This window comes from Streptomyces sp. NPDC056503 (genome assembly GCF_042794995.1).
Lineage (GTDB): Bacteria > Actinomycetota > Actinomycetes > Streptomycetales > Streptomycetaceae > Streptomyces.
Genome location: NZ_JBHTST010000026.1, coordinates 1 through 23,405, shown reverse-complemented (window position 1 = coordinate 23,405; position 23,405 = coordinate 1). Strand labels below are relative to the sequence as shown.

At 75.4% G+C, this 23,405-nt stretch carries 21 protein-coding genes; 10 read left to right on the top strand and 11 right to left on the bottom strand.

Features of this window, described 5'->3' with window-relative positions; translation table 11 throughout:
- Window positions 1–180 precede the first annotated feature (180 nt).
- Window positions 181–1,452, top strand: a complete 1,272-nt coding sequence (locus ACFQ8C_RS10930) for a D-alanyl-D-alanine carboxypeptidase family protein (RefSeq protein WP_383454691.1) — start codon at window positions 181–183, stop codon at window positions 1,450–1,452.
- A 45-nt stretch (window positions 1,453–1,497) separates the two neighbouring features.
- On the opposite strand, the gene ACFQ8C_RS10925 is transcribed toward ACFQ8C_RS10930, so the two are convergent.
- The gene (locus tag ACFQ8C_RS10925) at window positions 1,498–1,707 is read right to left on the bottom strand and encodes a DUF5133 domain-containing protein (RefSeq protein WP_383454688.1); all 210 of its coding nucleotides are present in this window, start codon (window positions 1,705–1,707) and stop codon (window positions 1,498–1,500) included.
- A 141-nt stretch (window positions 1,708–1,848) separates the two neighbouring features.
- On the opposite strand from ACFQ8C_RS10925, the gene ACFQ8C_RS10920 reads away from it, so the two are divergent.
- Window positions 1,849–2,886, top strand: a complete 1,038-nt coding sequence (locus ACFQ8C_RS10920) for an SDR family oxidoreductase (RefSeq protein ID WP_383454685.1) — start codon at window positions 1,849–1,851, stop codon at window positions 2,884–2,886.
- A 12-nt stretch (window positions 2,887–2,898) separates the two neighbouring features.
- Here the strand turns inward: ACFQ8C_RS10920 and ACFQ8C_RS10915 are convergent, their stop codons facing one another.
- Window positions 2,899–3,780 (bottom strand): glutathione S-transferase C-terminal domain-containing protein, encoded by an 882-nt coding sequence (locus ACFQ8C_RS10915; protein WP_383454683.1) that lies wholly within the window; start codon window positions 3,778–3,780, stop codon window positions 2,899–2,901.
- Between the two features lie 572 nt (window positions 3,781–4,352).
- Here ACFQ8C_RS10915 and ACFQ8C_RS10910 point away from each other — a divergent pair.
- From ACFQ8C_RS10910 to ACFQ8C_RS10895, 4 genes are all read left to right on the top strand, one after another.
- Entirely contained in the window at window positions 4,353–4,808 is a 456-nt protein-coding gene (locus ACFQ8C_RS10910; RefSeq protein ID WP_383454680.1) for an RrF2 family transcriptional regulator, read from the top strand.
- Between the two features lie 160 nt (window positions 4,809–4,968).
- Entirely contained in the window at window positions 4,969–6,351 is a 1,383-nt protein-coding gene (locus tag ACFQ8C_RS10905; RefSeq protein ID WP_383454677.1) for an acyl-CoA dehydrogenase, read from the top strand.
- A gap of 133 nt (window positions 6,352–6,484) precedes the next feature.
- Window positions 6,485–7,384 carry a universal stress protein gene (locus tag ACFQ8C_RS10900; RefSeq protein ID WP_383454674.1) on the top strand — a complete coding sequence of 300 codons (900 nt, stop codon included), beginning with the start codon at window positions 6,485–6,487 and terminating at the stop codon, window positions 7,382–7,384.
- Window positions 7,385–7,570: 186 nt separating this feature from the next.
- Window positions 7,571–8,338, top strand: coding sequence for a CAP domain-containing protein (locus ACFQ8C_RS10895; protein ID WP_383454671.1), 768 nt, complete (start codon window positions 7,571–7,573; stop codon window positions 8,336–8,338).
- Window positions 8,339–8,427: 89 nt separating this feature from the next.
- On the opposite strand, the gene ACFQ8C_RS10890 is transcribed toward ACFQ8C_RS10895, so the two are convergent.
- The 8 genes from ACFQ8C_RS10890 to ACFQ8C_RS10855 form a co-directional block, all read right to left on the bottom strand.
- A complete protein-coding gene (locus ACFQ8C_RS10890) occupies window positions 8,428–10,092 on the bottom strand; it encodes a sigma-70 family RNA polymerase sigma factor (protein WP_383454668.1) in 1,665 nt (554 codons plus the stop codon).
- A gap of 124 nt (window positions 10,093–10,216) precedes the next feature.
- Window positions 10,217–10,507, bottom strand: a complete 291-nt coding sequence (locus ACFQ8C_RS10885; protein WP_383454666.1) for a hypothetical protein — start codon at window positions 10,505–10,507, stop codon at window positions 10,217–10,219.
- 96 nt (window positions 10,508–10,603) lie between these two features.
- The gene (locus ACFQ8C_RS10880; RefSeq protein WP_383454663.1) at window positions 10,604–12,823 is read right to left on the bottom strand and encodes an NADP-dependent isocitrate dehydrogenase; all 2,220 of its coding nucleotides are present in this window, start codon (window positions 12,821–12,823) and stop codon (window positions 10,604–10,606) included.
- Between the two features lie 43 nt (window positions 12,824–12,866).
- A complete protein-coding gene (locus ACFQ8C_RS10875) occupies window positions 12,867–13,937 on the bottom strand; it encodes a phosphatase PAP2 family protein (RefSeq protein WP_383454661.1) in 1,071 nt (356 codons plus the stop codon).
- Window positions 13,938–14,029: 92 nt separating this feature from the next.
- A complete protein-coding gene (locus tag ACFQ8C_RS10870) occupies window positions 14,030–14,317 on the bottom strand; it encodes a hypothetical protein (protein ID WP_383454659.1) in 288 nt (95 codons plus the stop codon).
- Window positions 14,318–14,394: 77 nt separating this feature from the next.
- The gene (locus tag ACFQ8C_RS10865; RefSeq protein WP_383454656.1) at window positions 14,395–15,429 is read right to left on the bottom strand and encodes a LacI family DNA-binding transcriptional regulator; all 1,035 of its coding nucleotides are present in this window, start codon (window positions 15,427–15,429) and stop codon (window positions 14,395–14,397) included.
- Between the two features lie 86 nt (window positions 15,430–15,515).
- Window positions 15,516–15,845 (bottom strand): putative quinol monooxygenase, encoded by a 330-nt coding sequence (locus ACFQ8C_RS10860; RefSeq protein ID WP_383454653.1) that lies wholly within the window; start codon window positions 15,843–15,845, stop codon window positions 15,516–15,518.
- A gap of 46 nt (window positions 15,846–15,891) precedes the next feature.
- The gene (locus ACFQ8C_RS10855) at window positions 15,892–16,695 is read right to left on the bottom strand and encodes an IclR family transcriptional regulator (RefSeq protein ID WP_383454651.1); all 804 of its coding nucleotides are present in this window, start codon (window positions 16,693–16,695) and stop codon (window positions 15,892–15,894) included.
- Between the two features lie 341 nt (window positions 16,696–17,036).
- Here ACFQ8C_RS10855 and ACFQ8C_RS10850 point away from each other — a divergent pair, with 341 nt between their 5' ends.
- From ACFQ8C_RS10850 to ACFQ8C_RS10840, 3 genes are all read left to right on the top strand, one after another.
- Window positions 17,037–18,776 carry a VanW family protein gene (locus ACFQ8C_RS10850; protein ID WP_383454648.1) on the top strand — a complete coding sequence of 580 codons (1,740 nt, stop codon included), beginning with the start codon at window positions 17,037–17,039 and terminating at the stop codon, window positions 18,774–18,776.
- 99 nt (window positions 18,777–18,875) lie between these two features.
- Entirely contained in the window at window positions 18,876–19,913 is a 1,038-nt protein-coding gene (locus ACFQ8C_RS10845; protein WP_383454646.1) for a serine hydrolase domain-containing protein, read from the top strand.
- A gap of 42 nt (window positions 19,914–19,955) precedes the next feature.
- Window positions 19,956–20,531, top strand: coding sequence for a hypothetical protein (locus ACFQ8C_RS10840; RefSeq protein WP_383454643.1), 576 nt, complete (start codon window positions 19,956–19,958; stop codon window positions 20,529–20,531).
- Here the strand turns inward: ACFQ8C_RS10840 and ACFQ8C_RS10835 are convergent.
- Window positions 20,479–21,714, bottom strand: coding sequence for a cytochrome P450 (locus ACFQ8C_RS10835; protein ID WP_383454641.1), 1,236 nt, complete (start codon window positions 21,712–21,714; stop codon window positions 20,479–20,481). The two genes, ACFQ8C_RS10840 and ACFQ8C_RS10835, sit on opposite strands and share 53 nt — an antisense overlap.
- A gap of 196 nt (window positions 21,715–21,910) precedes the next feature.
- Here ACFQ8C_RS10835 and ACFQ8C_RS10830 point away from each other — a divergent pair, with 196 nt between their 5' ends.
- Window positions 21,911–23,356 (top strand): glyceraldehyde-3-phosphate dehydrogenase, encoded by a 1,446-nt coding sequence (locus ACFQ8C_RS10830; RefSeq protein WP_360610183.1) that lies wholly within the window; start codon window positions 21,911–21,913, stop codon window positions 23,354–23,356.
- Window positions 23,357–23,405: the final 49 nt, after the last annotated feature.

Sequence of the window (23,405 nt, the reverse complement as noted above, 5' to 3'; positions counted from 1 at the left end):
TTCGCGTGGAGTTGCCTCGTATGCTCCCGGCGGACCGGGACGCCCTCACCCGCGCAGGGGAGCGGAACCCCCGCACGACCACCCGCCCGGCGGCACGACGCGCCGCCCGACGCCGCGTTCTCTAGGCCGGGTGGCGCACTCCGTCCTGCGCGCCCCCCACCCCCTTCCTACGGTGACTGAATGATCGTCACGTCAGCTCTTCGCCATGCCGCCGCGGGCTCCGCCGCGATGCTGCTCGTGCTCCCCGCCCCCGTGGCCGGCGCCGCGACCCCGCCCCGCGCCCCGGCGACCGCCCAGGCCCACGCCCCCGCCCTCGGACCGGAATCCGTCACCGAACCGACCCCTCCCGCACGGCGGTTCATGGAGGCGGGGCGGCTCGACAGGGCGGGCACACAGGTGCAGCCGCTGGCCGGGGCACCGGACGTGCCGACTCCCTCGGCGCTCTCCTGGGTGGTGGCCGACGCCGGGACGGGCGACGTGCTCGCCGCCCGCGCCGCGCACCGGAAGCTGCCGCCGGCCAGCACGCTCAAGACCCTCTTCGCGCTGACGGCGCTCCCGCACCACGAGGCGTCCGAGCAGCACACGGTGGCCGACGAGGAGCTGACGGGGATCGGCGAGGGCAGCAGCCTCGTCGGGGTCAAGGAGGGGTACACGTACCGGGTCTCCGACCTGTGGAACGGCGTCTTCCTCAGCTCGGGCAACGACGCCGTGCACGTCCTCGCGTCGATGAGCGGCGGCTGGGAGTCGACGGCCCGCCAGATGCAGGAGAAGGCCCGCTCGCTGGGGGCGCTGGACACGCGCGTCGTCTCCCCCGACGGATACGACGCGCCGGGCCAGGTCTCGTCCGCGTACGACCTGGCGGTCTTCGGCCGGGCGGGCGTGCGCGACCCGGAGTTCACCCGCTACTGCTCGACCGCGTACGCCGACTTCCCGGCCGGCTCGTGGTCGTACGGCATCGCCAACACCAACCGTCTGCTCACCGGGGCGGACGGCGTGGGCCGCTACCCGGGTCTCCTCGGCATCAAGAACGGCTACACCAGCAACGCGGGCAACACCCTCGTCGCCGCCGCCCGGCGCGGCGACCGCACCCTGGTCGTGTCGGTGATGAACCCGCAGTCGGGCGGTGGACTCGCCGTCTACGAGGAGGCGCGCGAGCTCCTCGACTGGGGCTTCGACGCGGCGGACAAGGTCCGACCGGTCGGCTCGCTGCTGCCGCCGAAGACGCCGGAGGAGAAGCCGGAGGAGAAGCCGGAGGACACCCGCGCCGTCTCCGTACGCGGCGGCGCCGGCGCCCCGGCCGCCGCCCTCGGCGCCCCGGCGGACCGGCCCCGCGCCGTCGTGGAGCCCGACGACGCGGGCCCCTCGGTGGCGCTCCCCCTCTCCCTCGTGGGCTCGGCCTGCGCGGCCGCCCTCGCGCTGTGGGCCTGGCGCCGCCGGGTGTCGCGTGTCTGACCCGCGCCGCCGCCCCCTGCGCGGGGCGGCGGCGCGGGCGGACCGTCAGAGGGACGCCCGGGGGGCGACGTACCGCTCGGCGGCCCGCAGCGCTTCGGGGGTCGAGCGGACGCCCATGAGCACGCACAGCGTGTACGCGGTGTCCTCGAAGCGGCGGCGGACGGTGAGGTCGCACGAGCCGTCCAGCACGCACTGCTCCTGGACGCGGTAATGCCGGAGGAGCCGTTCGACGGTGTTCCGGTCGGGCAGCAGCATGGGTTCCTCCGTAACGGGCCCGTCTCGTGCGTCGCTCCATGGTGCTCGCGACCGGCCACCCGCGCGACCCGCACGGTCACGTTCCGTGACGCCGGGCGGGCCGAGGTGCGGGGGTCGCCCGGATGGCGGAGGGTCGAAGACATGAACTCTGGTACGCGACTGAGGGTGGTCGTCACCGGCGCCACCGGGAACGTGGGCACCAGCGTGGTGCGGGCACTGGCGCGCGACCCGGGGGTCGGTTCCGTCCTCGGGCTGGCCCGACGGCTGCCCGGCCTCGACCTTCCCGGCGTCGAGTGGGCCGCCGTCGACCTGTCCCTGGACGGCGACGAGCCCCGGCTCGCCCAGCACGTGGCCGACGCCGACGCGGTCGTGCACCTGGCGTGGCGCTTCGGCCCGACGCACGACCCCGTGACGACCTGGCGGACCAACGTACTGGGCACCCTGCGGGTCCTGGACGCGGTCGCGGCGGCGCACGTCCCCGCGCTGGTGTGCGCCTCCTCGGTGGGGGCGTACTCCCCCGGCCCCGAGAGCGGCGCGCCGGTCTCCGAGGCCTGGCCGACGCACGGCTGGCCGGGCGCCGCCTACAGCCGGGAGAAGGCGTACCTGGAACGGGCCCTGGACACCTTCGAGCGCGACCACCCGCAGACCCGGGTGGTGCGGATGCGGCCGGCGTTCCTCTTCAAGGAGGAGTCGGCGAGCGAGCAGCGCAGGATCTTCGCCGGCCGGTTCCTGCCCGGCCAGCTGGTCCGCCCCGACCTGCTCCCGCTGCTGCCGGAGCCCTCCGGCCTCCGCTTCCAGGTCCTGCACACCGACGACGCCGCCGACGCCTACACCCGGGCGGTGCTCCGGGACGTGCGGGGCGCGTACAACCTGGCCGCGGACCCGGTGGTGGACGCGGCGCTGCTCGGCGAGATGTTCGGAGCCCGGCCGGTGAAGGTCCCGGCGGGCGCGGTCCGCGGCGCCCTCGCGGCCGCCTGGCACCTGCGCCTCGCCCCCGCCTCCCCCGGCCTCTTCGACCTCCTGCGCCACCTCCCGGTGATGTCCACGGACCGGGCGCGCGAAGAGCTCGGCTGGGAGCCCGCGGCGTCGTCGGTGGAGGCCCTGGAGGCCTTCCTGCGCGGGGTGCGCTCCGGCGCGGGCGACGACACGGCGCCCCTGGCCGGGCGCCGCGTCGCCTGACGGCCCGCCCCCTCAGCGGCCGGTGCCGGCCGCGCCCCAGTCGACGATCGGGATGGCCGCGCCGGCCGCCTCCCGCCCCTTGCAGTGGGCGCGGTGCCGGCGGAGGACGGCGGCCACGTCGAGGTGGCGGGCGAACACCGGCTGGGCGGCGAGCCGTTGGGCGTACGCCCAGAGGTCACGGTGGGCGGCGACGCGGCGCAGGGCCTCCGCGTCGAGGTGCCAGCGGTGCACGGTGTCCAGCTGCACCAGGGCCCCCCACACGTGCACGTCGGCGAGGGTCGGGGCGTGCCCGAGGACGTAGGGCCGTCCGGCGAGCCGCGCGTCGAGCCCGCCCAGCGCCGCGAAGAGCGCGCCGAGCGCGTCCTCCGCCTCCCGCCGGGCGCCGGCCTCCGGGTCGAGCCCGAGCTCGCCCGCGCGCTGCGCGGCCCGGTGGATGCCGTCCGCGCAGAGCGCGGCGACGGCGTCGATCTCCTCCCGGTGCCCCTCCGGCAGCAGGTCGGGGCCGTCGCCCCGGAAGCGGAGGGCGAGGTCGCGGAGGATGTCGGGGACATGGGTGCTGACGATCCGTCCGGTCCACATGTCGCCGAGCACGGGGGCGGCGGCGGGACCGGTGTAGAGGTGGGCGCTGGCTTCGTACAGCGGCCGGAGCACGGTGTACGAACCGTCCGGGGCGTCGGGCAGCTCGGGCAGGAGCCGCAGCGGCAGCGTGGTGTCCAGGCCCAGGAGTCCGTGGGTGACGGCGATGCTCAGACAGTCGGGGTCGGCCGGGGCGACGTGGAGGCGATAGCGGTACGGCACGGCGTAGTGGCCGCTCGCCGCGTCGCGGCCGATCCGCCCCCGGAAGGCGGGCGAAGCGGAGGCGGGCAGCAGCGAGGACGGGACGACGACGGACATGGTGCTCCCAGGGTTGGCTCGGCGCTGGGTCCGGACGGGCGTGCTCCACGGCAGGCGGGAACGCCCGTGCGGCGGCAGCGGAGTGACGGGAAGGCGGTACGAGGGGGCCGGCCGGACGGGACCGACCCGGCCCCCGGCCCGGAGCGCGGTCAGGCCGCGCTGCACACCCGCAGCAGGTCGATGTGACGGCGCGAGGTGAGGACCAGGGGGCGCGGCAGGGCCCGGGACGGAAGGAGCCGCAGGGGCCTCGACGGAAGGGACCGCAGGGGCCGCGAGGGAGGGGACGGGAGGGGACGGGCCGGATGCGGACCGGCCCCGTCGAACCCGTCGCCGTCTCGCATGATTCCCTACCCGTCCGCTCGGATTCCTCTCCCGAGTGTCGGGCGGCCCGAGGACGCCGTCAAGGGCGCGGACAGGACGTACGGGCGCGCCCCGCCCCCGCCCCGGGACTTGCCCCCCGGGACCGGTCCGTCCGACGGCCGGACGGCGCTCCCCGCGCCCCGCACGGGCGGAGTCGCGGCCCGGCCGCGGGCGTCCGGCGCCTCTCGGAGCCGTACGGAATAATGCGCCGCATGCGCATTTCAGCCAGGGCCGACTACGCCGTGCGGGCCGCCCTCCAGCTCGCGGCCGCCCGGGACGCGGGGCCGTTGAAGGCCGAGGCGATCGCCGAGGGACAGGGCATCTCGCACAAGTTCCTGGAGGGCATCCTGGGGGACATGCGCAAGGGCGGGCTCGTGGAGAGCCAGCGCGGCGGGCGGGGCGGCTACTGGCTCGCGCGCCCCGCCGAGACCATCTCGGTCGCGGACGTCATCCGCTGCGTGGACGGCCCCCTGGTCTCGGTGCGCGGCGAGCGCCCGCCGGACCTGGCCTACACGGGCCCCGCCGAGTCCCTGCTGCCGCTGTGGATCGCCCTGCGCGCCAGCGTCCGCGAGGTACTGGGCGTCTCGCTCGCGGAGGTCGCCTCGGCACACCTGCCGGCCGGGATCACGGCCCGGGCGGACGACCCGGAGGCGTGGACCAACCCCTGACCGCCCTCACGTCAACCCCGTCCCACCTGCGGCGACTTGACGCCATCTCACAGAACGAAACACCCTCATCCACATAGCGGACGCCTCTTGGGGCCCCGGGCCTCGCTCTGCCACTATCCCTAGTGATTCAGTGGGATTACTGGAGGGCGGGCGGGGTGGGATGAGCACACAGCAGACGGGGCCGAGGGACGACACGCTCTGGCGGCGGGTCGTGCGGGAACTCGCCGACGACCTGGCCGTCGACGCGCACGCCCGCGACCGGGCCGGGAAGAGCCCCGGCGACGAGGTCGAACGCCTCCAGGAGGCGGGCCTCCCCGCCTTCCTGACGGCGGCGGACCCGGACCCGACGCTCGGCGGAGGCGGCCACGGCGCCGACCTGCGGACCGCGTGTTCCGCCGTGCGGGAGCTCTCCGCCGCCGACAGCTCGGTCGGCGAGCTCCTCGCCCACCACTACGCCCTGTCCTGGACGAGCCGCTTCCTCGCGGGCCCCTCGGGGCGGGCCGGAGAAACCTTCCCTCGCCTCGACGCCCGCACCGCCGCCGAGGGCTGGCTGCTCGCCGGCTCGGCCGAGCCCCCGTCGGCCCGCACCGCCCCCGGCCTCACCCTCACCCGCGCCGACCGCGGCGGCTGGCTCCTCGACGGCCGCCGCGCCTTCGACTCCGCCGTGACCGTCGCCGACCGGCTCGTGGTCGCCGCCCGCCCGGCGGGCACCGGCGACCTGCTGGTCGTGCTGGTGGACCCGGCACACCCGGGGGTCTTCGCCGACCCGGCGCCGGACCGGGTCGGGCAGCGCCTGGCCGGCGCCGGCACGGTCGTCTTCGACCACGTCCCCGTCCCCCGGACCCGGGTCCTCGGCACCCTCCCCGCCGACGAACACGCGATCGCCCCCTTCACCACGCTCGCCCCGCTGGTGCTCAGGCTGCTGCTGGTGCACGTGGCGCTCGGCATCGCGGAGGGCGCGCTCGCCGAGGCCCGGGACGTGAACCGGTCGGCCCTCGCCCCGGAGCGATCACCCGCGCCGCGTGACGCCGCACCGGCCCACGGCCCGGGGACCCGCGGCCGGTCGGCCCGCGGGCCGGCGGACCACGGACCGACGGACCACCGGCTGACGGACCACGGGCTGTCGGACCACGGCCTTCCCGAACAGGGCGACGACCCGTACCTGCTGCTCTCCTACGGCGAACTGGCCACCGCCGCCCACACCGCCGCCGCCGTCGCCGAGCGCGCCACCGACGCCCTCGCGCACGGCCTGCGCTCCGGCTGGACGCTCGGCTTCGAGGAGCGCGCCGACCTCGCGGTCCTGGTGGCCGCCGCCGAGACCGTCACCGGCCGGACGGCCGTCCAGCTGACCACCCGCATCCTGGAACTCGTCGAGGGCGCCCCGCCCGCCGCCCCGGGCGCCGGGGGCGGCGGCCCCGGCTTCGACCGCTTCTGGCGCAACGCCCGCGCCCTCACCGCCCGCACCCGCCCCGCCCACCGGCTCCGCGACATCGGCGACCACTACCTCAACAACACCCACACCCGGCTGGCCCGCAGCGCCTGACCCCCGGGACGGACGGTCCGGCATGTCGGGACCTCCGTCCCTCACCTCCGACGGCCGATGGGCCCAAGCTGGGGGGTGAGGAGGGACCGGCCGCCGGGCCGGACCCGTCGCCCGCCGTCAGGGAGGACGTCAGATGAGTCGCGAGGCCCAGGAGTTCCGTGCCGGGACGGAGATCGTGGCCGGGGTGGACGGATCGCCGGAGAGTCTCGCCGCCGCGGAGTGGGCGGCGCGGGAGGCCGGGCACCGGGGCGTCGCGCTGCGGCTCGCGCACGCGTGGCGGTGGGAACCGCTCGACCTGCCGCTGGTCCAGGACCGGGACGCCCAGGAGCGGGCCGCCGAGGAGGTGGTGCGGGCGGCCGAGGCGGAGATCGCGGAGCGGTACCCGGACGTCACGGTCACCGCCGAGGTGCTGACGGACACGCCGGTCGCGGCGCTCCTCGAAGCGCAGGAGCGGGCCGGGATGCTGGTCCTCGGCTCGCGCGGGCACGGGGCGGTGGCCGGCTTCCTGCTCGGCTCGTACGGCATGCAGATCATCGCCGCGGCGACCCGGCCGGTCGTCGCCGTCCGCGCCCGTGACGACCGGGCCGCCGAACCGCCCACGGGCGAGATCCTGGTGGGCCAGCAGGGCAGCCCGGAGGACTGCGAGGCGGTGCTGCGCTTCGCCTTCGAGACGGCCGACGCCCGGGGCGCGGCCATCCGCGCCGTGCGCGCCTGGAGCCTGCCTTCGCTCTACGCCTTCAGCCCGACCTCCATGCGGCTCGCCGACGACGCCGGCGGCCTGGTGCCCTTCGAGGAGAAGGCGCTCCGCGAGGCCCTGGCCCCCTGGCGCGAGCGCTATCCGCACGTGCCGGTGACCGAACACGTCGAACTCGGCAGCGCCGGCCAGGTCCTCCTCACCACCTCCGGGGCCGCACAGCTCCTCGTGGTCGGCCGCCGCGCCAAGCGCGGCGCCCTGGGCCGGCGGATCGGCTCGGTGGCCCACGCGGCCCTCCACCTGGCCCCGTGCCCGGTGGCCGTGATCCCCCAGGGCTGAGGGCCGGGAGCACCGTACCCGCCGGGCCGCCGTGTCAAGCCGGTGCGGCGGGTCGGCACGCGGAGTTGACTCTCCCGGTTGACGGCGGGTGTCGGGGCGGCGGCGGGCGGAAAGCCTTGACCCCGTCGCCCCGGGGCCCGGACGGGCCCGGACCGGACGGCGGCGCAGGCCAGAGAGCGGAGCTCCATGCGGTACGACGGTCCCGACCCTTCCGACCCCTTCGCACACCCCCGCCCCGGCAACCCCCCGTCCGGCCGACACCGCCGCGGCGGACCGGTCCGCCGCCGCGCGCTCCCCCGGCCGGGCTTCGCCGCGTCGGTCCTCGCCGCGGGCACCACGGCCGCCGTCCTCACCGTCCTCCTCGGCCTGTACGCGGCCCTCCCGTCCCCTCCGCCCGCCCCGCGCGCGGCCAGGCCCCCCGCCCCCCAGGCCCCGCCCCCGTCCCGCCCCGTCCCGCCCCCCGCCTCGCCCCAGGTCGGCGCCGGGGCGCGGGACGGGGCGGCCCACGACGGGCTCGCGCCGCAGACCGGGGCCGCCCTCGCCGCGCCGGTGAGCGCGCGGGCCCGCTCCTCCCGTTACGTCCAGGACGTCATCGCCCTCGCCAACGCCGAGCGGGACAGGGCGGGGTGCGGGCCGCTGCGGGCCGAGGCCCGGCTCGCCAAGGCCGCCCAGAGGCACGCCGACGACATGGCGGCGCGCGACTACTACGCGCACGACGACCCCGAGGGGCGGGACGGCGGCGACCGGATCAGCGCCACCGGCTACAGCTGGTCCGCGTGGGGCGAGAACATCCACAAGGGGCCGAAGACCCCCCAGCGGGCGATGGACGACTGGATGGACAGCCCGGCTCACCGGGCGAACATCCTCAACTGCTCGTTCCACGACATCGGCGTCGGCGTGACCCTCACCGCCGACGGGCCGTGGTGGGTGCAGGACTTCGGCACCCAGGGCTGACGCGCGGCCGGCCCGGCGGACGGCCGGTCCGGTGCACGCGGGGCCGGGGTGCGCGGGGCCGGGTCCGTGCGGTCCGGGTCCGTGCGGGTTCAGTTCGCGGGCGCGGCCAGTTTCTGCACCCAGACCGTGCCGCGCGGGCCGGGGGCCGCGGCCACGCCGGTGTCGCGGTAGGCGCAGTCGAGCATGTTGCGCGCGTGCCCGGCGTCGTCCCGCCAGCCGGCGACGACGGAGGCCGGGTCCCGCTGCCCCTCGGCCAGGTTCTCCGCCCAGGCCGACCAGCGGTAACCGGCCTCGGTCATGCGGGTGTCCGCGAACTCGCCCTCGGGGCTGGCGTGGCCGTAATAGCCGCGGGCCGTCATGTCCCGGGCGTAGGCGCGCGCGGCGGCCGTCAGCCGGGGATCGGTGCGCAGCGGGTCGCAACCGGCGTCCGCCCGGAGCCGGTTGACCAGTTCCGTGACCCGCTCCCCCGGGTCGGCCGGGGGCGGTGCGGTGGTGCGGGTCGGGGCGGGCGCGGTGGTGGTGGGCGTACGGGTGGGCGGCGCCGGGCGGGTGGCCGCGGCGGTGACGGTGCTCGCGGTGGGGGTGGCCGGGGGCGTCGGCGTGGGGGTGGTGGCGGGCGGTGCGGCGACGGGCCGGGGCGCGGGAGGGGGCTCGGGCGCCTCGGGGAGCGTGAGCACGAGCGCGCCGAGGACGGCGACGGCCGCGGCCCCGGCCCCGGCGACCCCGGCGCGGCGCCCGGTGGACCAGTACGGCGCGGCGTGAGCCCCCGCCGACTCCGCCCCGCCGACCGACTCCGCCCCTCCGACCGGCTGCGGCCCGCCGACCGGCTGCGGCCCGCCGACCGGCTGCGCCGCTCCCGCCGGTTCCGTCGGGCCCGAGCCCATCGGTTCCGCCGGGCCCCCTGGTTCCGTCGGGCCCAGCGGTTCCGCCGCTCCCGCCGGCTGTGCCGCGAGGGCCGGGGTCGTACCGGCGTCGAGGAGGGCACCGGCGACGGGCGGGACCAGGCCGATGCCGACGAGGAGGCCTTCGACGGGGGCGAGCCCCCGGCGGGCGCGTCCGGTCGCGCAGCCTCGGCAGTCGCGCAGGTGGCGGGCTATGCGTTTGCGCCACAGCGGGGAGGGGCGGCCGTCCCAGGGGGCGAGGGTGGCGGCGAGGTCGGGGCAGCGGGGCTCGGCGTCGAGGGCGCCGACGACGGCCCGGCCGGTCTCCAGGCGTTCCCTCATCCGCTGGACGCGGACGGCGGTGTGCGCCGGGGGCAGGCCGAGGGCCTCGGCGAGTTCGGCGCGGGTGAGTTCGCCGGCGGCCTCCAGCCACCACAGGGAGAGCAGCTCGCGGTCCTCCTCGTCGAGCCAGCGGGTGGCGCGGGCGACGTCGCGGCGCTGTCCGGTCAGGCCGAGGCGGAGGATGGTGAGGTCGGTGAAGTCGCCGGCCGGGTCGGCGAGGTCGACGGCCCGGTCGAGGCCGGGCACGGGTGCCTGGCGGCGTTCCCGCCAGCGGCGGCGCACCCCGTTCATGGCGATGGCGACGAGCCAGGACCGGAAGCGCTCCGGGTCGCGCAGCCCGGGCAGCCCGTCGAGGGCCCGGACCAGGGTCTCCTGCACGATGTCGTCGGTGTCGGCGTGGCCGTCGAGGGCCCGCCCCACCACGTTGTGGACGAGCGGCAGGCAGGCGCGTACCAGTTCGTCCCTGGCGTGCGGATCGCCCGCGCGCGCCGCCTCCACCAGGGCGGTGGTGCGCTGCTCGTCGCTGTGCATGGATGGTGCTCCCTCGTGCCCGGTCCTGGTCCCCGTCCTGCTGGAGACGCGCGGGGCCGGGTGGGGATAACACTTTTTCCGGCCGGGGATCCGGCCTGGTTCGGGCCTGTGGTCGTCCGGCCGGCTAGCCGGTCGGATGGGGCAGGCGGGGGACGGTGGCCCCGGCGCCCTCCCTCACTGCCTCCACGACGGCGTCGTGGAGTTCACGGCTCTCCTCCTCCGAGGAACAGGGGACGGGACTTCCCGACATGGTGAACCAGTCGGAGGCGCCGCTGTACTGCACGGCCACGCGTGCCTCACCGTCGACGAAGGTCGTGTGCACGGTCAGATCTCCCGTGACGATTCCGCCCTCGACGGTCAGCACCCCACCACGCCCGGTGTAGACACCGGCGGTCGTCCAAGATGCCCAGCTCATGCCCTCCAGGGTCACACCCGGATGGCGTACGCGCCACCGACGCGACCGCCCCGACCGGAATCGCTCCGGCCGGGGCGGTACGCGTCGGCCTCCGGATCAGGCGAGGGACGCGACGGCCTCGTTGAACGTGGCGGACGGGCGCATCACGGCCGCGGCCTTGGCCGGGTCGGGCTGGTAGTAGCCGCCGATCTCGGCCGGGGAGCCCTGGACGGCGTTCAGCTCGTCGACGATCTTCGTCTCGTTCGCCGCGAGGGTCTCGGCGAGCGGGGCGAACGCCTTGGCGAGCTCGGCGTCCTCGGTCTGCGCGGCCAGCTCCTGGGCCCAGTACAGGGACAGGTAGAAGTGGCTGCCGCGGTTGTCGATGCCGCCGAGGCGACGGGTCGGCGACTTGTCCTCGTTGAGGAAGGTGCCGGTGGCGCGGTCCAGGGTGTCCGCGAGGACCTGGGCGCGGGCGTTGCCCGTGGTGGTGGCCAGGTGCTCGAAGGAGGCGGCCAGCGCGAAGAACTCGCCGAGCGAGTCCCAGCGGAGGTAGTTCTCCTTGACGAGCTGCTGGACGTGCTTCGGGGCGGAGCCTCCGGCGCCGGTCTCGAAGAGGCCGCCGCCCGCCATGAGCGGGACGACCGACAGCATCTTGGCGCTGGTGCCCAGCTCCAGGATGGGGAAGAGGTCGGTCAGGTAGTCGCGGAGGACGTTGCCCGTGACGGAGATGGTGTCCTCGCCGCGGCGGATGCGCTCCAGGGAGAACTTCGTCGCCTCGATCGGGGACAGGATCCGGATGTCCAGGCCCTCGGTGTCGTGCTCCGGCAGGTACTGCTCCACCTTGGCGATGAGCCGCGCGTCGTGGGCGCGGTTCTCGTCCAGCCAGAAGACGGCCGGGGCGCCGGTGGCGCGGGCGCGGGTGACGGCGAGCTTGACCCAGTCCTGGATCGGGAGGTCCTTGGTCTGGCAGGCGCGGAAGATGTCGCCCTCGGCGACCTCCTGCTCCAGGAGGACGGTGCCCTCGGAGTCGACGAGGCGGACGGTGCCGGCCTGCGCGATCTCGAAGGTCTTGTCGTGGGAGCCGTACTCCTCGGCCTTCTGCGCCATGAGGCCGACGTTCGGGACGGAACCCATGGTGGCCGGGTCGAAGGCGCCGTGGAGGCGGCAGTCCTCGATGACGGCCTGGTAGACGCCGGAGTAGCTGTGGTCCGGCAGGACCGCGAGGGTGTCGGCCTCCTGGCCGTCCGGGCCCCACATGTGGCCGGAGGTGCGGATCATGGCCGGCATCGAGGCGTCGACGATGACGTCGGACGGCACGTGCAGGTTGGTGATGCCCTTGTCGGAGTCGACCATGGCGAGGGCGGGGCCCTCGGCGATCTCGGCGTCGAAGGAGGCCTTGATCTCGTCGCCGTTCGGGAGGGCGGCGAGGCCGTTCAGGACGGTGCCCAGACCGTCGTTGGCGGAGAGGCCGGCGGCGGCGAGGGTCTCGCCGTACTGCGCGAAGGTCTTCGGGAAGAAGGCGCGCACGACGTGGCCGAAGACGATCGGGTCGGAGACCTTCATCATCGTGGCCTTGAGGTGCACGGAGAAGAGCACGTCCTCGGCCTTGGCGCGGGCGACCTGCTCGCTGAGGAAGGTGCGCAGGGCGGCGGCGCGCATGACGGCGGCGTCGACGACCTCGCCGGCGATGACCTTGAGCGGCGCGCGCAGCTCGGAGGTGGTGCCGTCGGCGGCGGTGAACTCGAAGCGCAGGGTGTCGTCCGCGGCGATGACGACGGACTTCTCCGAGGAGGCGAAGTCGTTCTCGCTCATGGTGGCGACGTTGGTCTTGGACTCGGGGGTCCAGGCGCCCATGCGGTGCGGGTGGTTCTTGGCGTAGTTCTTGACCGAGCCGGGGGCGCGGCGGTCGGAGTTGCCCTCGCGCAGGACCGGGTTGACGGCCGATCCCTTGATCTTGTCGTAGCGGGCGCGGACGTCCGCGTCCTGCTCCGTCTTCGGGTCGTCCGGGTAGTCCGGGAGGGCGTAGCCCTGGGCCTGGAGCTCGGCGACCGCGGCCTTCAGCTGCGGGATCGAGGCCGAGACGTTCGGCAGCTTGATGATGTTGGCCTCGGCGGTCTTGGCCAGCTCACCCAGTTCGGCGAGGGCGTCGCCGATGCGCTGCTCCTCCTGGAGGAACTCGGGGAAGCTCGCGATGATGCGGCCCGCGAGCGAGATGTCACGCGTCTCGACCGTGACACCTGCCGTGGAGGCGTACGCCTGGATCACGGGCAGGAACGAGTACGTCGCCAGGGCAGGCGCCTCGTCGGTGTGGGTGTAGATGATGGTCGAGTCAGTCACCAGGTGCTCCGCTCCACGTCTGCGTATGCGAGATTGCTCGACATCAAGATATCTCGTGATCGTGGTTCTCCGTAAAGGGCCCCACGAGCTCACCTTGGTCGGGGGCTCCGGAGTCCTCCACGAAGGGGCCGCCGAGCCGGTACGGGGCGGGGCCGCCGTCCAGGTCGACGTGGCGGACGAGGGCGAGCAGGACGAGCCCGGCGGCGGCGCCGACCCCGGCGGCGAGGGCCTGGCCGCAGCGGTGCGCCAGCCGGAGCTCCGCGGGGTCGTACGGGGCGGTGGCGGGCAGTCCGAGGGTGTCGCCGAGGAGTACGAATCCGGCCACCAGCCCGCCGGCGGCGACCAGCGCGAGCGGCAGGGTGGCCGGGAGGCCGCGCAGGACGGTGCCGTGGCGGCTGCCGGGGCGGACCTTGCCGCGGCGGGCGAGGAGGGCGATCAGCCCGCACTGGACGGCGAGGGCGAGCAGCGCGGCGGCCATGACGTCGCCCGGGCGGTGGTCGCCCGCGGCGATCGAGTAGGCCCCGAGGGCGACGGCCCACAGGGTGGCGGCGCCGACGACGAGCTCCCGGGAGCGCCGGGGCACGACCAGGGGGAGGGCGAAGGCGACCCCGAAGGCCAGGGTGGCGGTGGCGCTGGGGAAGCCGCTGGGCAGGAGCGCCCCGGCGGCTTCGGCGAGCCGGGGGCGGGGGGCGTACAGCTGGAGGAGTCCGGTGACGGCCAGGGCCACGGCGACGGCTCCCGCGGCGGCGCCGGCGAGCGTGTACCGCTTGCGCACCACGCCGAGGCCGACGAGGAGGACGCAGGCGAGGACGAGGGAGAGGGTGGCCGCTCCGGCCAGGGAGGGGTGGTCGCGCAGGAAGGCGGCGACCCGGGTGTCGGCGCGCCGGCCGGTGACGGCGGCGTCGCCCCAGCGGCGGCCGGTCGCGGTGAGCACGAGCCCGGCGTAGACGAGCGTGAGCAGCAGGACGGCCCCGAGGCAGGCCCGCCGGGTCCGGGTGCGGACGCGGGTGCTGAAGGAGTCCGCGGCCTCGCCGGCCACGGCGGCGTACCACCAGGTGCCACCGGTCTTCGGCGGCCTCGGGGAGCCGCCTGTGCGCCTGTCGTAGGGAGCCATGACCCGATTCGAACCCACGCGCGGCCCGGGCGCCCGCTGGGCTCACCCGAACGACACGCCGGGGCGGGGATCCCGTTTCCCGGGATCCCGTGTCAGTCGCGGGCGCGGCCGAGCTGGGAGACGAGGAGGAGGACGAGGGCGGCGAGCAGGGAGAGCACCGAGACGAGGCCGAGGGCCGAGCTCGCGGCGGGCTCGCCGGCGAAGCCCCCGGCGCTCTGGAGGGCGAAGGATCCGGCCATGATCACCTGGGCCCAGCCGTAGAGGGCGACCCGGCGGACCCGGTGGCGGAGCCAGGGCGGGACGAAGCCGGTGCGCAGGGTGGCGATGCCGCCGACGGCGAGGAGGAGCGCGAACGCCCCCGGAACGACGTACCAGTCCATGGGGATCCCCCGGTCGTCGCCGGCCCGGTGCCGGCGTCGGCGTGATCATGCCACGCGGGGGTGAACCGGGCGGGCCGTCAGGAGGAGGCGCGGACGACGAGTTCGGTGGGGAGCATCCGGCGGGGCTGGTCGTCGGGCTCGCTCGGGCAGGCGATCTCGGCGAGGAGCAGCCGGGCCATGCTGCGGCCCATCTCCTCGATGGGCTGGCGGACGCTGGTGAGCGGCGGGTCCATGAGGCGGGCGACGGCGGAGTCGTCGACGCCGACGAGGGCGACGTCCTCGGGGACCCGGCGGCCCGCCTCGCGCAGCACGGCCCGGGCGCCGGCCGCCATCACGTCGGAGGCGGCGAAGACGGCGTCGAGGTCCGGGGCGCGGTCCAGGAGTTCGCGCATGGCACGGCGGCCGCCCTCCTCGGTGAAGTCGCCGGTGGCGACGAGGGCGTCGTCGGCGGGGAGGCCGGCCTCGTCGAGGCCCTCGCGGTAGCCGTCGAGGCGGCAGCGGGCGCCGTACATGTCGAGGGGGCCGGTGACGGTGGCGATGCGCCGCCGGCCGCCGGCGGCGAGGTGGGCGACGGCGGTGCGGCCGGCGCCGGTGTTGTCGGAGTCGACGAAGGCGACGGGCTCGTCGGCGCGGCGGCGGCCGTTGAGCACGGCGGGCAGGCCGAGGGCGCGGACCTGGTCGGGCAGCGGGTCGTCGGCGTGCACGGAGACGAGCAGGACGCCGTCGACGCGCTGGGCGGCGAGGTACTGCTCGAAGCGCTGCCGCTCCTGGTCGCTGCGGATCAGGGTGAGCAGCAACTGCTTGTCGGCGGCGGCGAGTTCGCTGCTGACGCCGCGGATGATGTCGAGGAAGTACGGTTCGGCGAAGAGCCGGGCCTCGGTCTCGGGGACGACGAGGGCGATGGCGTCGGTGCGGCTGCCGGCCAGCGCGCGGGCGGCCCGGTTGGGGACGTAGCCGAGTTCGGCGACGGCCTTCTCGACGGCCGCCTTGGCCTGTTCGCTCACCTTCGGGGAGCCGTTGATGACCCGGGAGACGGTGCCGCGGCCGACTCCGGCCCGGGCCGCGACCTCCTCCAGGGTGGGCCTGCCGGTCTGTCGCCCGCTCACCGCCATGTGCCGCTTCTCCCCTCGGCCCCGGGACGCCGCCCGGCCGTACTGTGCGGCGAACCTATCAGGCGGTCGGGCGGCTCCCGGCGGGATCAGGCGCCGGTGGGCGCGAGCTCCGCCATCGGGCCCCAGCCCGGCTGCTCCGTCCGGACGTTGACGATCTCGGGGGTGGCGGCGACGGCTCCGGCCATGGCGGCGAGTCCGGCGGCGAAGTGGTCGGAGGCGACGTGGACGGCACCGGCCTCGTCGTCGGCGAAGCCCTCCAGGAGGGTGTAGACGTTCGGGTCGTCGACACCTCGGGACCAGTCGAAGAAGAGGTTGCCCGGCTCCTCGCGGGTGGCGCGGGTGAAGTCGGCGACCAGGTCGGGCCACTGGTCGGCGAGGTCGGGACGGACGGTGAAGCGGACGGCGATGAAGATCATGCCGTCAGGCTGCGCCGGCCGGCCGGGCCCGGGCCAGACGGACGGCTCAGGATTCCGGCAGGGCCGGAAAGTCCGGCACCGCGCGGGCCAGGGCGGCCCGGACGGCGCCCTGGCGTCGGGCGAGGTCCGCGGTGGGCAGGGAGACGGAGAGGGCGTGCACGATGCCGTCGCCCCGGTCGGGCACCGCGACGGCGAGGCACGTGTACGCGAGGTCGGCCTCGCCGACGGAGACGGCGTAGCCCTGGCCCCGGACGGTGGCCATCTCGGCCTCGAAGCGCTCGGCGCCGGTGATGGTCCGCTCGGTGAACCGGGCCATGCCGTGTTCGGCGAGATAGCGGCGGCGCCGGGCCCTCGGCAGCGCGGCGAGCAGCGCCTTGCCGTGCGCGGTGGCGTGCGCGCGGGCCTCCGGGCCCGGGGTGAAGGGGTGGGCGGTGTCGGTGACGGGCGCGGTGGTGTCGACGACGGTGATCAGGCCGTCGCGGTAGGCCGTGTGGTACGCCTCCGCGCCGGTCGCCCGGCGCAGCCGCCCGAGGAGTTCGCCGGTGGGGGCGCCGAGTCCGTGGTGGCGGAGGTGGGCGCGGTGCAGGGCCGGGACGCGGGGGCCGGGGGCGTACCCCTCGGCGGTGCGCACGAGGTGGCCGCGGTCCAGCAGCGGGCCGGTCAGGTGGTAAACGGTCGACAGCGCGCAGCCGAGCGCCCGGGCCAGCGCCTTGGCGCCCACGGGCCGTCCGGCGTCCGCGACGAGGTCGAGCAGGTCGAGCGCCCGCTCCACCGAGCGGGGCCCGGTCCCGGGGGCGCGGAGCGGATCGACGGGCGACTCGTGGCGCGGGAACGGTTCGTCGGCGGGCATCCGGCCAGGGTAGCGGCGAGACCCCGGGGGGGGCGGGCGCGGCGGGCCTGGGGGGTGGCCCGGGCGCGAGCCCGGAGGCGGCGGGCCGGGTGCGAGCCCGGGTGCGGCGGGCCGGGCGCGAGCCCGGGGTGCGGCGGGCCTGAGGGTGGCAGGCCTGGGGGCCCCGGTGCGGCGTGACGCGGGGGTGCGGCAGGCCGGGGGCGGCAGCCCGGGTGCACCGTGGGTGGCGGGGCGGTTTCGGGGTGGCATCGCCGCAGGTCATCGCCACTTTATGTGCATTTGACACTCTTTCGGCGTACCGTCGTGGGGATTCCCCTGTCCCCGACGCCCCGGGAGAGCGCGTGCCCCGCCCCAGGACCGACCATGCCCCGACGCCCGCCGCCGGTAACCGCCCACGGTGGCGGACGGCCGCGATCGCGACGGGCGTCGTCGCCGTGGCGGCGGGCGGTCTCTACGTGGCCGGCCTGGTGAGCACCGGCGACGACATATCCGCCGGCACCCGGGTCGGCGGCGTCGACATAGGCGGCCTGAGCAAGGCCGAGGCGGCCGAGCGGCTGCGGGCGCAGGCCCCGGCGGCGTGGACGGCGCCGATCGCGGTGAAGGTCGGCGAGCGCACCGAGAGCGTGGCCCCGGCGGCGGCCGGACTGACGGTCGACGCGGAGGCGACGGCCGACCGGGCCGCCGACCCGTCCCGCGACCCGTTCACCGTCATCGGCCGTCTCTTCTCCTCCGGCGACCGCGAGATCGAGCCGGTCCTCGCCCACGACGCGGCGAAGACCGGCGCGGCCGTCGCCGCGCTGGCGAAGGAGAACGACCGGGCCGTCAAGGAGGGCTCGGTCTCCTTCCGGAACGGCGAGGCCGTCTCCACCCGGCCCGTCACCGGGCAGAAGCTGGACACCGCGAAGGCCGCCGAGGCCCTCACGGCCGCCTACCCGGCCGCCCCCGGCGCGGCCGCCGTCACCCTGCCGGTGTCGGTGACCGAGCCGAAGCTCGCCGCCGCCGAGCTGACCCGTTTCCTCGACTCCTACGCGCGGCCGGCCGTCTCCGGACCGGTGACGCTCTCCGTGGGCGACCAGCGGCTGCGGATCTCCCCCGAGACCCTGGGCGACCACCTGACCGTGCGGAACGAGGACGGCCGGCTGGCCGGTTCCCTCGACTCCACCGCGCTGCTGCGCGACCCGGACGTGGCCCGCCCGCTCGCCGCCATGACGGGCGCGCCGGTGGAGGGGACCCTCGGCGTGCGGGACGGCAGGGTCGTCGTCGTGAAGGACGGCAAGCCGGGCCGCGAGGTGACCGAGAAGTCGCTCGCCGCCGCGGTGGACCCGCTGCTGACCCGTACCGGGGAGGCGGCCCGTACCGCCTCCGTGGCCACCAAGGTCACCCAGCCCCAGGTGAGCAACGCCACCCTCGCCTCGCTCGGCATCCAGGAGCAGATGTCGACCTTCACCGTGAACTTCCCCACCGCCCCCTACCGGACGGTGAACATCGGCCGGGCGGCCGAGCTGATCAACGGCTCGCTGGTGCGGCCGGGCGAGGTGTGGAGCTTCAACGAGACGGTCGGCGAGCGCACCGAGGAGAACGGTTTCGTCGACGGCACGATGATCCTCGACGGCCGCTACCAGGAGGCGCCCGGCGGCGGCGTGTCGGCGGTGGCGACCACCATGTTCAACGCGGTCTTCTTCGCCGGCGTGCAGCCGGTCGAGTACGGCGCCCACTCCTTCTACATCGAGCGCTACCCGGCGGGCCGCGAGGCCACCGTCGCCTGGGGCAGCCTGGACCAGAAGTTCCGCAACGACTCCGGCAAGCCGATCTACATCGCGGCGAGCGCCACGGACTCCTCGGTGACCATCACCTTCTACGGCACCAAGAAGTACGACTCCGTGGAGGCGGTGGCCGGCCCGCGCACCGCCATCACCCAGCCGGAGAAGCGCGAGGCCACCGGCGAGAAGTGCGTGCCGCAGGAGCCCCTGGAGGGCTTCGACATCGCGGTCGACCGGGTCTTCAAGAACGGCGGCGAGGAGGTCAAGCGGCAGACCTTCAAGACCCACTACACCCCGCGCGACGAGGTCGTCTGCAACTGACGCCGTCCCGGCCGGAACGGTGTCCTCCCCGCCGCGCGCGGGCATGCATGCCTGGGTGCGGCCGGACCGGGCCGCGCCGACCCCTGCCGGAGGCGTGCCGTGGCGGAGCACAGCGAGGTTCCCCCCTACGCCCGGCTGCTGGCCGGAGCGGTCCAGGCGGGCGTGTGCCCGGGGGCCGTGTGGGCGGTCGGCGGTCCGGCCGGTACGCGCTCCGCCGGCGCGGTCGGCGTCCTCGACCCGGCCCGCCCCGAGGAGCCGGTCCGCCCGAACACGCTCTTCGACGTGGCGAGCCTCACCAAGATCCTCACGGTCTGGGCGGTGACGGGCACCCTGGTCGACGCCGGGAAACTGGACCTGTCGGCGCCGCTCGGCTCCTACTGGCCGGCCGCGGCCGGCCGGCCGGTGGGCGGGGTCACCGCGCGCCACCTGCTCACCCACACGGCCGGGATGCCGCTCCGGGCCAATCTGCGCTTCCTGTACGGCTCCGACCCGCAGGACGTCAGGGACGGGGTCCTCGCCGAGCCGCTGCGGCACCCGCCGGGCGCGGCCGTGGCGTACACCGACCGCGCGGCGCTCGTCCTCGGCTGGCTCGCCGAGCACCTGACCGGCCGGCCGCTGGCCGATCTCGCCCGGGAGCGCGTCTGGGCGCCGCTCGGCATGCGCGACACCCGCTGGGGCCCGCTGCCGCCGGAGGCGGCGGCCCGCTGCGCGCCCACGGAGTACGACGAGGAGACCGGCCGCCACCTGAAGGGCACGGTCCACGACTTCTCCGCCCGCCTCCTCGGCGGGGCCTGCGGGATCGCCGGCGTCTTCACCACGGCCGGCGACACCGGCCGCTTCCTGCGCGGGGTGCTGTCCCCGCCGCCCGGGAGCTTCTCCCCCGCCTGGACGGCCGCCTCCCTCCGCGTCGGCACGGGTCTCCTCGACCCGCCGCGCGGGCTCCTGTGGCACCCGGCGCCGGGCACCGGCCCCGCGGACGACGTGTGGGCCCACTTCGGCTTCACCGGCACCGCGATGTGGGTCTCCCCGGCCCGCGCCCGCTGGGCGGTCCTGCTCACCAACCGGCTGTACGTGACCCGGGACCCGGCTCCGCTGGCGCGGGTCCGCGAGGTGTTCCGGGCGTACGCCTTCGCGTGAGGCCGCGGCAGCGCTGTCGGTGGCGGCCCCTACGGTGCTGCCGTGGCGAACTCCTACACGACGCTGTGGACCAACGACCTCTGCCGGGAGCTGGAGCGCTCCGGGGAGGAGGGCCTGCGGCCGACGATCCTCTTCGGCGGGCCCTTCGGCTCGCAGCCCAGCTTCCTGCGGGCCGGGGTGCGCCCCGGCGACACCGTCTACCCGGTGCGGGCCCACCGCACCCGGCTCCATGTGCTGGGGTCGATGGAGGTGTCCCGCGTCCTCACCCACGAGGAGGCGGGGGCCGAGCTCCATGACGACGACTACGCGAAGCTCCTGTACTGGCGGCGGCTCAAGACCGGTTTCGTGAGCGAGGTGCTGCTCGGCCCGCCGGGCTCCCCGCTCTCCTTCGACACCGTGGTCCCCGGCGACCTGCTGGAGCGGCTGACCTTCACCTCCCGGCGGGGCGAGCGGACCCTGAAGCACGTGGAGGACGGGCGGCTGCTCCGCTCGGCCGGCGTCCAGGGCGTCTACCGGCTCGCGCCCGCGTCGGCGGCGGAGCTGCGGCGGCTGGTCGCGGACCGGTTCAGCGGGCCGGCCGGCCCAGCAGCACCGGCAGCCTCCGGTGGCCGTTGGTGATGAGCGAGGGCATCCGTTCGAGGTCGTCGGCGGGGACGGCGAGCGCCAGGTCGGGGAAGCGGGCGAAGAGGCCGCTCAGGACGGCGGCGACCTCCAGGCGGGCGAGCGGGGCGCCCAGGCAGAAGTGGACGCCGTGGCCGAAGGCGAGGTGGTCCTTGGTGACGCGGGTGAGGTCGAAGGCGTCGGCGGAGGGACCGTGCCAGTCGGGGTGGCGGTTGGCGGCGGCGTAGGAGGCGAGGATGGCCTCGCCCCGGGCGATGACCCGGCCGTCGGGGAGCGGGATGTCGGTGACCGCGAAGCGGAGCGGCAGGTGTTTGACGGCGGGTTCGTGGCGGAGGGTCTCCTCGACGACGTCCTCCCAGCCGACGCGTCCGGCGCGGACGTGGGCGAGCTGGTCGGGGTGGCCGAGGAGGGCGGTGACGGCCTGGTCGATGACGTTGACGGTGGTCTCGTAGCCGGCGCTGATCATGAGGAGGAGGGTGTCGGCGAGTTCGTCCTCGCTCAGCCGGGAGCCGTCGCCCTCCTCGTCGCGGGCGGCGAGGAGGAGGGAGGTCATGTCGTCGCCCGGTTCGGCGCGCTTGGCGGCGATGAAGGCGTGGAAGAGGGCGTAGAGGCGCTCGCTGTTGGCCTGGGCGGCGGCGGTGTCGAGGGTGGTGTCGAAGACGCCGTCGACGAGGGTGCGGAAGGACTCGCGGTCCTTCTCGGGGACGCCGAGGAGCCGCCCGATGACGGCGATGGGCACCGGGTAGGCGAGGCGTTCGCGCAGGTCGACCACGGTGCCGGCGGGGACGGTGGCGAGTGCGTCGAGGAGTCCGGTGACGATCGTGTCGACGTCCCGGCGCAGGGCGGCGACCCGGCGGGCGGAGAAGGCGGGGGCGATGATCCGGCGGAGCCGGGCGTGGTCGGCGCCGTAGGCGGTGAACATGTTGCGGACCGCGACCCAGAGGGCGAGCGGCCAGGTGGGGACGGCCTCCTCGAAGGCGGACCAGTGGCGGCGGGCGTCCTTGGAGACCTCGGGGCTGGTGAGGAGCCGCTTCAGGAGGGCGGGGTCGGAGACGGACCAGGCGCGGACGCCGAGGACGTCGACGGGGGTGGCGGGGCCGCGGGCGCGGAGCCGGGCGTGCTCGGCGTGGGGGTCGGTTCCGGCGGGGTCGAGCACGATCGGTTCGGCGGGGTGCGTCACGGCGGTTCCCTTCGTCGGCGTCGGCTCCCCAGCCTGGAGGGAGCGGCGCGGTCGCGACAGGGCGATGACCGGCCGGTCGGCCGAGAACGAGTGCTCCGCGGGTGTGAGCTCGCGGACACGCGTTCGGCCCCCCTTGCCGGGGTGAAGGAGCAGCGGGTTACCATATGAGCGCCGTCTAGCTCGAAAGATAAATCTTGTGACTGTCAATGATGACTCGTTCACCAGCTGGAAGAACCGTGAGGAGATCGCGGAGTCGATGATCCCGATCATCGGGAAGCTGCACCGGGAGCAGGACGTCACCGTCCTGGTCCACAGCCGCTCCCTGGTGAACAAGTCGGTCGTCAGCATCCTCAAGACGCACCGCTTCGCCCGCCAGATCGCCGGCGAGGAGCTCTCGGTCACCGAGACGCTGCCTTTCCTGCAGACGCTCACCACGCTCGACCTCGGTCCGTCGCAGATCGACATCGGCATGCTCGCCGCCGAGTACAAGGCCGACTCGCGCGGCCTGACGGTCGAGGAGTTCACCGCGGAGGCCGTCGCCGGCGCCACGGGTGCGAACAAGATCGAGCGCCGTGACGGCCGTGACGTCGTCCTCTACGGCTTCGGCCGCATCGGCCGCCTCGTGGCCCGCCTCCTCATCGAGAAGGCCGGTTCGGGCAACGGCCTGCGCCTGCGCGCCATCGTCGTGCGCGGCGGCGGCGAGGCCGACCTCGTCAAGCGCGCCTCCCTGCTGCGCCGGGACTCGATCCACGGCCAGTTCCAGGGCACGATCACGGTCGACGAGGCGAACAGCACCATCGTCGCCAACGGCAACACGATCAAGGTCATCTACGCCAACGACCCCTCCGAGGTCGACTACACGGCGTACGGCATCGAGAACGCCATCCTGATCGACAACACCGGCAAGTGGCGGGACCGCGAGGGCCTCTCCAAGCACCTGCGCCCCGGCATCGACAAGGTCGTCCTGACCGCGCCCGGCAAGGGCGACGTGCCGAACATCGTGCACGGTGTCAACCACGACACGATCAAGCCGGACGAGCAGATCCTCTCCTGCGCCTCCTGCACCACCAACGCCATCGTCCCGCCGCTCAAGGCGATGGACGACGAGTACGGCGTGCTGCGCGGTCACGTGGAGACCGTCCACTCGTTCACGAACGACCAGAACCTGCTGGACAACTACCACAAGGCCGACCGCCGCGGCCGCTCCGCGCCGCTCAACATGGTGATCACCGAGACCGGTGCCGCCTCGGCCGTCGCCAAGGCGCTGCCGGAGCTGAAGGCCCCGATCACGGGCAGCTCGATCCGCGTCCCCGTCCCGGACGTCTCGATCGCCATCCTCAGCCTGCGCCTGGGCCGCGAGACCACCCGCGACGAGGTCCTGGAGTACCTCCGCGACGTCTCGCTGCACTCGCCGCTGAAGCGTCAGATCGACTTCACCACGGCTCCCGACGCCGTCTCGATGGACTTCGTCGGCTCGCGCCACGCCTCCATCGTGGACGCCGGCGCGACCAAGGTCGACGGCGACAACGCGATCCTGTACCTGTGGTACGACAACGAGTTCGGCTACTCCTGCCAGGTCATCCGCGTCGTCCAGCACGTCTCGGGCGTCGAGTACCCGACCTTCCCGGCCCCGGCGGCCTGATCCCCGCCCGCGCCACGCGGAACGGCGCGCCGCACTCCCGGTGGAGTGC

What these genes read in the sequence shown, in the direction of transcription:
- ACFQ8C_RS10865 (WP_383454656.1), bottom strand. Translation starts at nt 15,429, where the DNA reads ATGGCGGTGAGCGGGCGACAGACCGGCAGGCCCACCCTGGAGGAGGTC.
- ACFQ8C_RS10875 (WP_383454661.1), bottom strand. Translation starts at nt 13,937, where the DNA reads ATGGCTCCCTACGACAGGCGCACAGGCGGCTCCCCGAGGCCGCCGAAG.
- ACFQ8C_RS10855 (WP_383454651.1), bottom strand. Translation starts at nt 16,695, where the DNA reads ATGCCCGCCGACGAACCGTTCCCGCGCCACGAGTCGCCCGTCGATCCG.
- ACFQ8C_RS10930 (WP_383454691.1), top strand. Translation starts at nt 181, where the DNA reads ATGATCGTCACGTCAGCTCTTCGCCATGCCGCCGCGGGCTCCGCCGCG.
- ACFQ8C_RS10885 (WP_383454666.1), bottom strand. Translation starts at nt 10,507, where the DNA reads ATGAGCTGGGCATCTTGGACGACCGCCGGTGTCTACACCGGGCGTGGT.
- ACFQ8C_RS10860 (WP_383454653.1), bottom strand. Translation starts at nt 15,845, where the DNA reads ATGATCTTCATCGCCGTCCGCTTCACCGTCCGTCCCGACCTCGCCGAC.
- ACFQ8C_RS10900 (WP_383454674.1), top strand. Translation starts at nt 6,485, where the DNA reads ATGAGTCGCGAGGCCCAGGAGTTCCGTGCCGGGACGGAGATCGTGGCC.
- ACFQ8C_RS10910 (WP_383454680.1), top strand. Translation starts at nt 4,353, where the DNA reads ATGCGCATTTCAGCCAGGGCCGACTACGCCGTGCGGGCCGCCCTCCAG.
- ACFQ8C_RS10890 (WP_383454668.1), bottom strand. Translation starts at nt 10,092, where the DNA reads ATGCACAGCGACGAGCAGCGCACCACCGCCCTGGTGGAGGCGGCGCGC.
- ACFQ8C_RS10920 (WP_383454685.1), top strand. Translation starts at nt 1,849, where the DNA reads ATGAACTCTGGTACGCGACTGAGGGTGGTCGTCACCGGCGCCACCGGG.
- ACFQ8C_RS10925 (WP_383454688.1), bottom strand. Translation starts at nt 1,707, where the DNA reads ATGCTGCTGCCCGACCGGAACACCGTCGAACGGCTCCTCCGGCATTAC.
- ACFQ8C_RS10915 (WP_383454683.1), bottom strand. Translation starts at nt 3,780, where the DNA reads ATGTCCGTCGTCGTCCCGTCCTCGCTGCTGCCCGCCTCCGCTTCGCCC.
- ACFQ8C_RS10905 (WP_383454677.1), top strand. Translation starts at nt 4,969, where the DNA reads ATGAGCACACAGCAGACGGGGCCGAGGGACGACACGCTCTGGCGGCGG.
- ACFQ8C_RS10870 (WP_383454659.1), bottom strand. Translation starts at nt 14,317, where the DNA reads ATGGACTGGTACGTCGTTCCGGGGGCGTTCGCGCTCCTCCTCGCCGTC.
- ACFQ8C_RS10895 (WP_383454671.1), top strand. Translation starts at nt 7,571, where the DNA reads ATGCGGTACGACGGTCCCGACCCTTCCGACCCCTTCGCACACCCCCGC.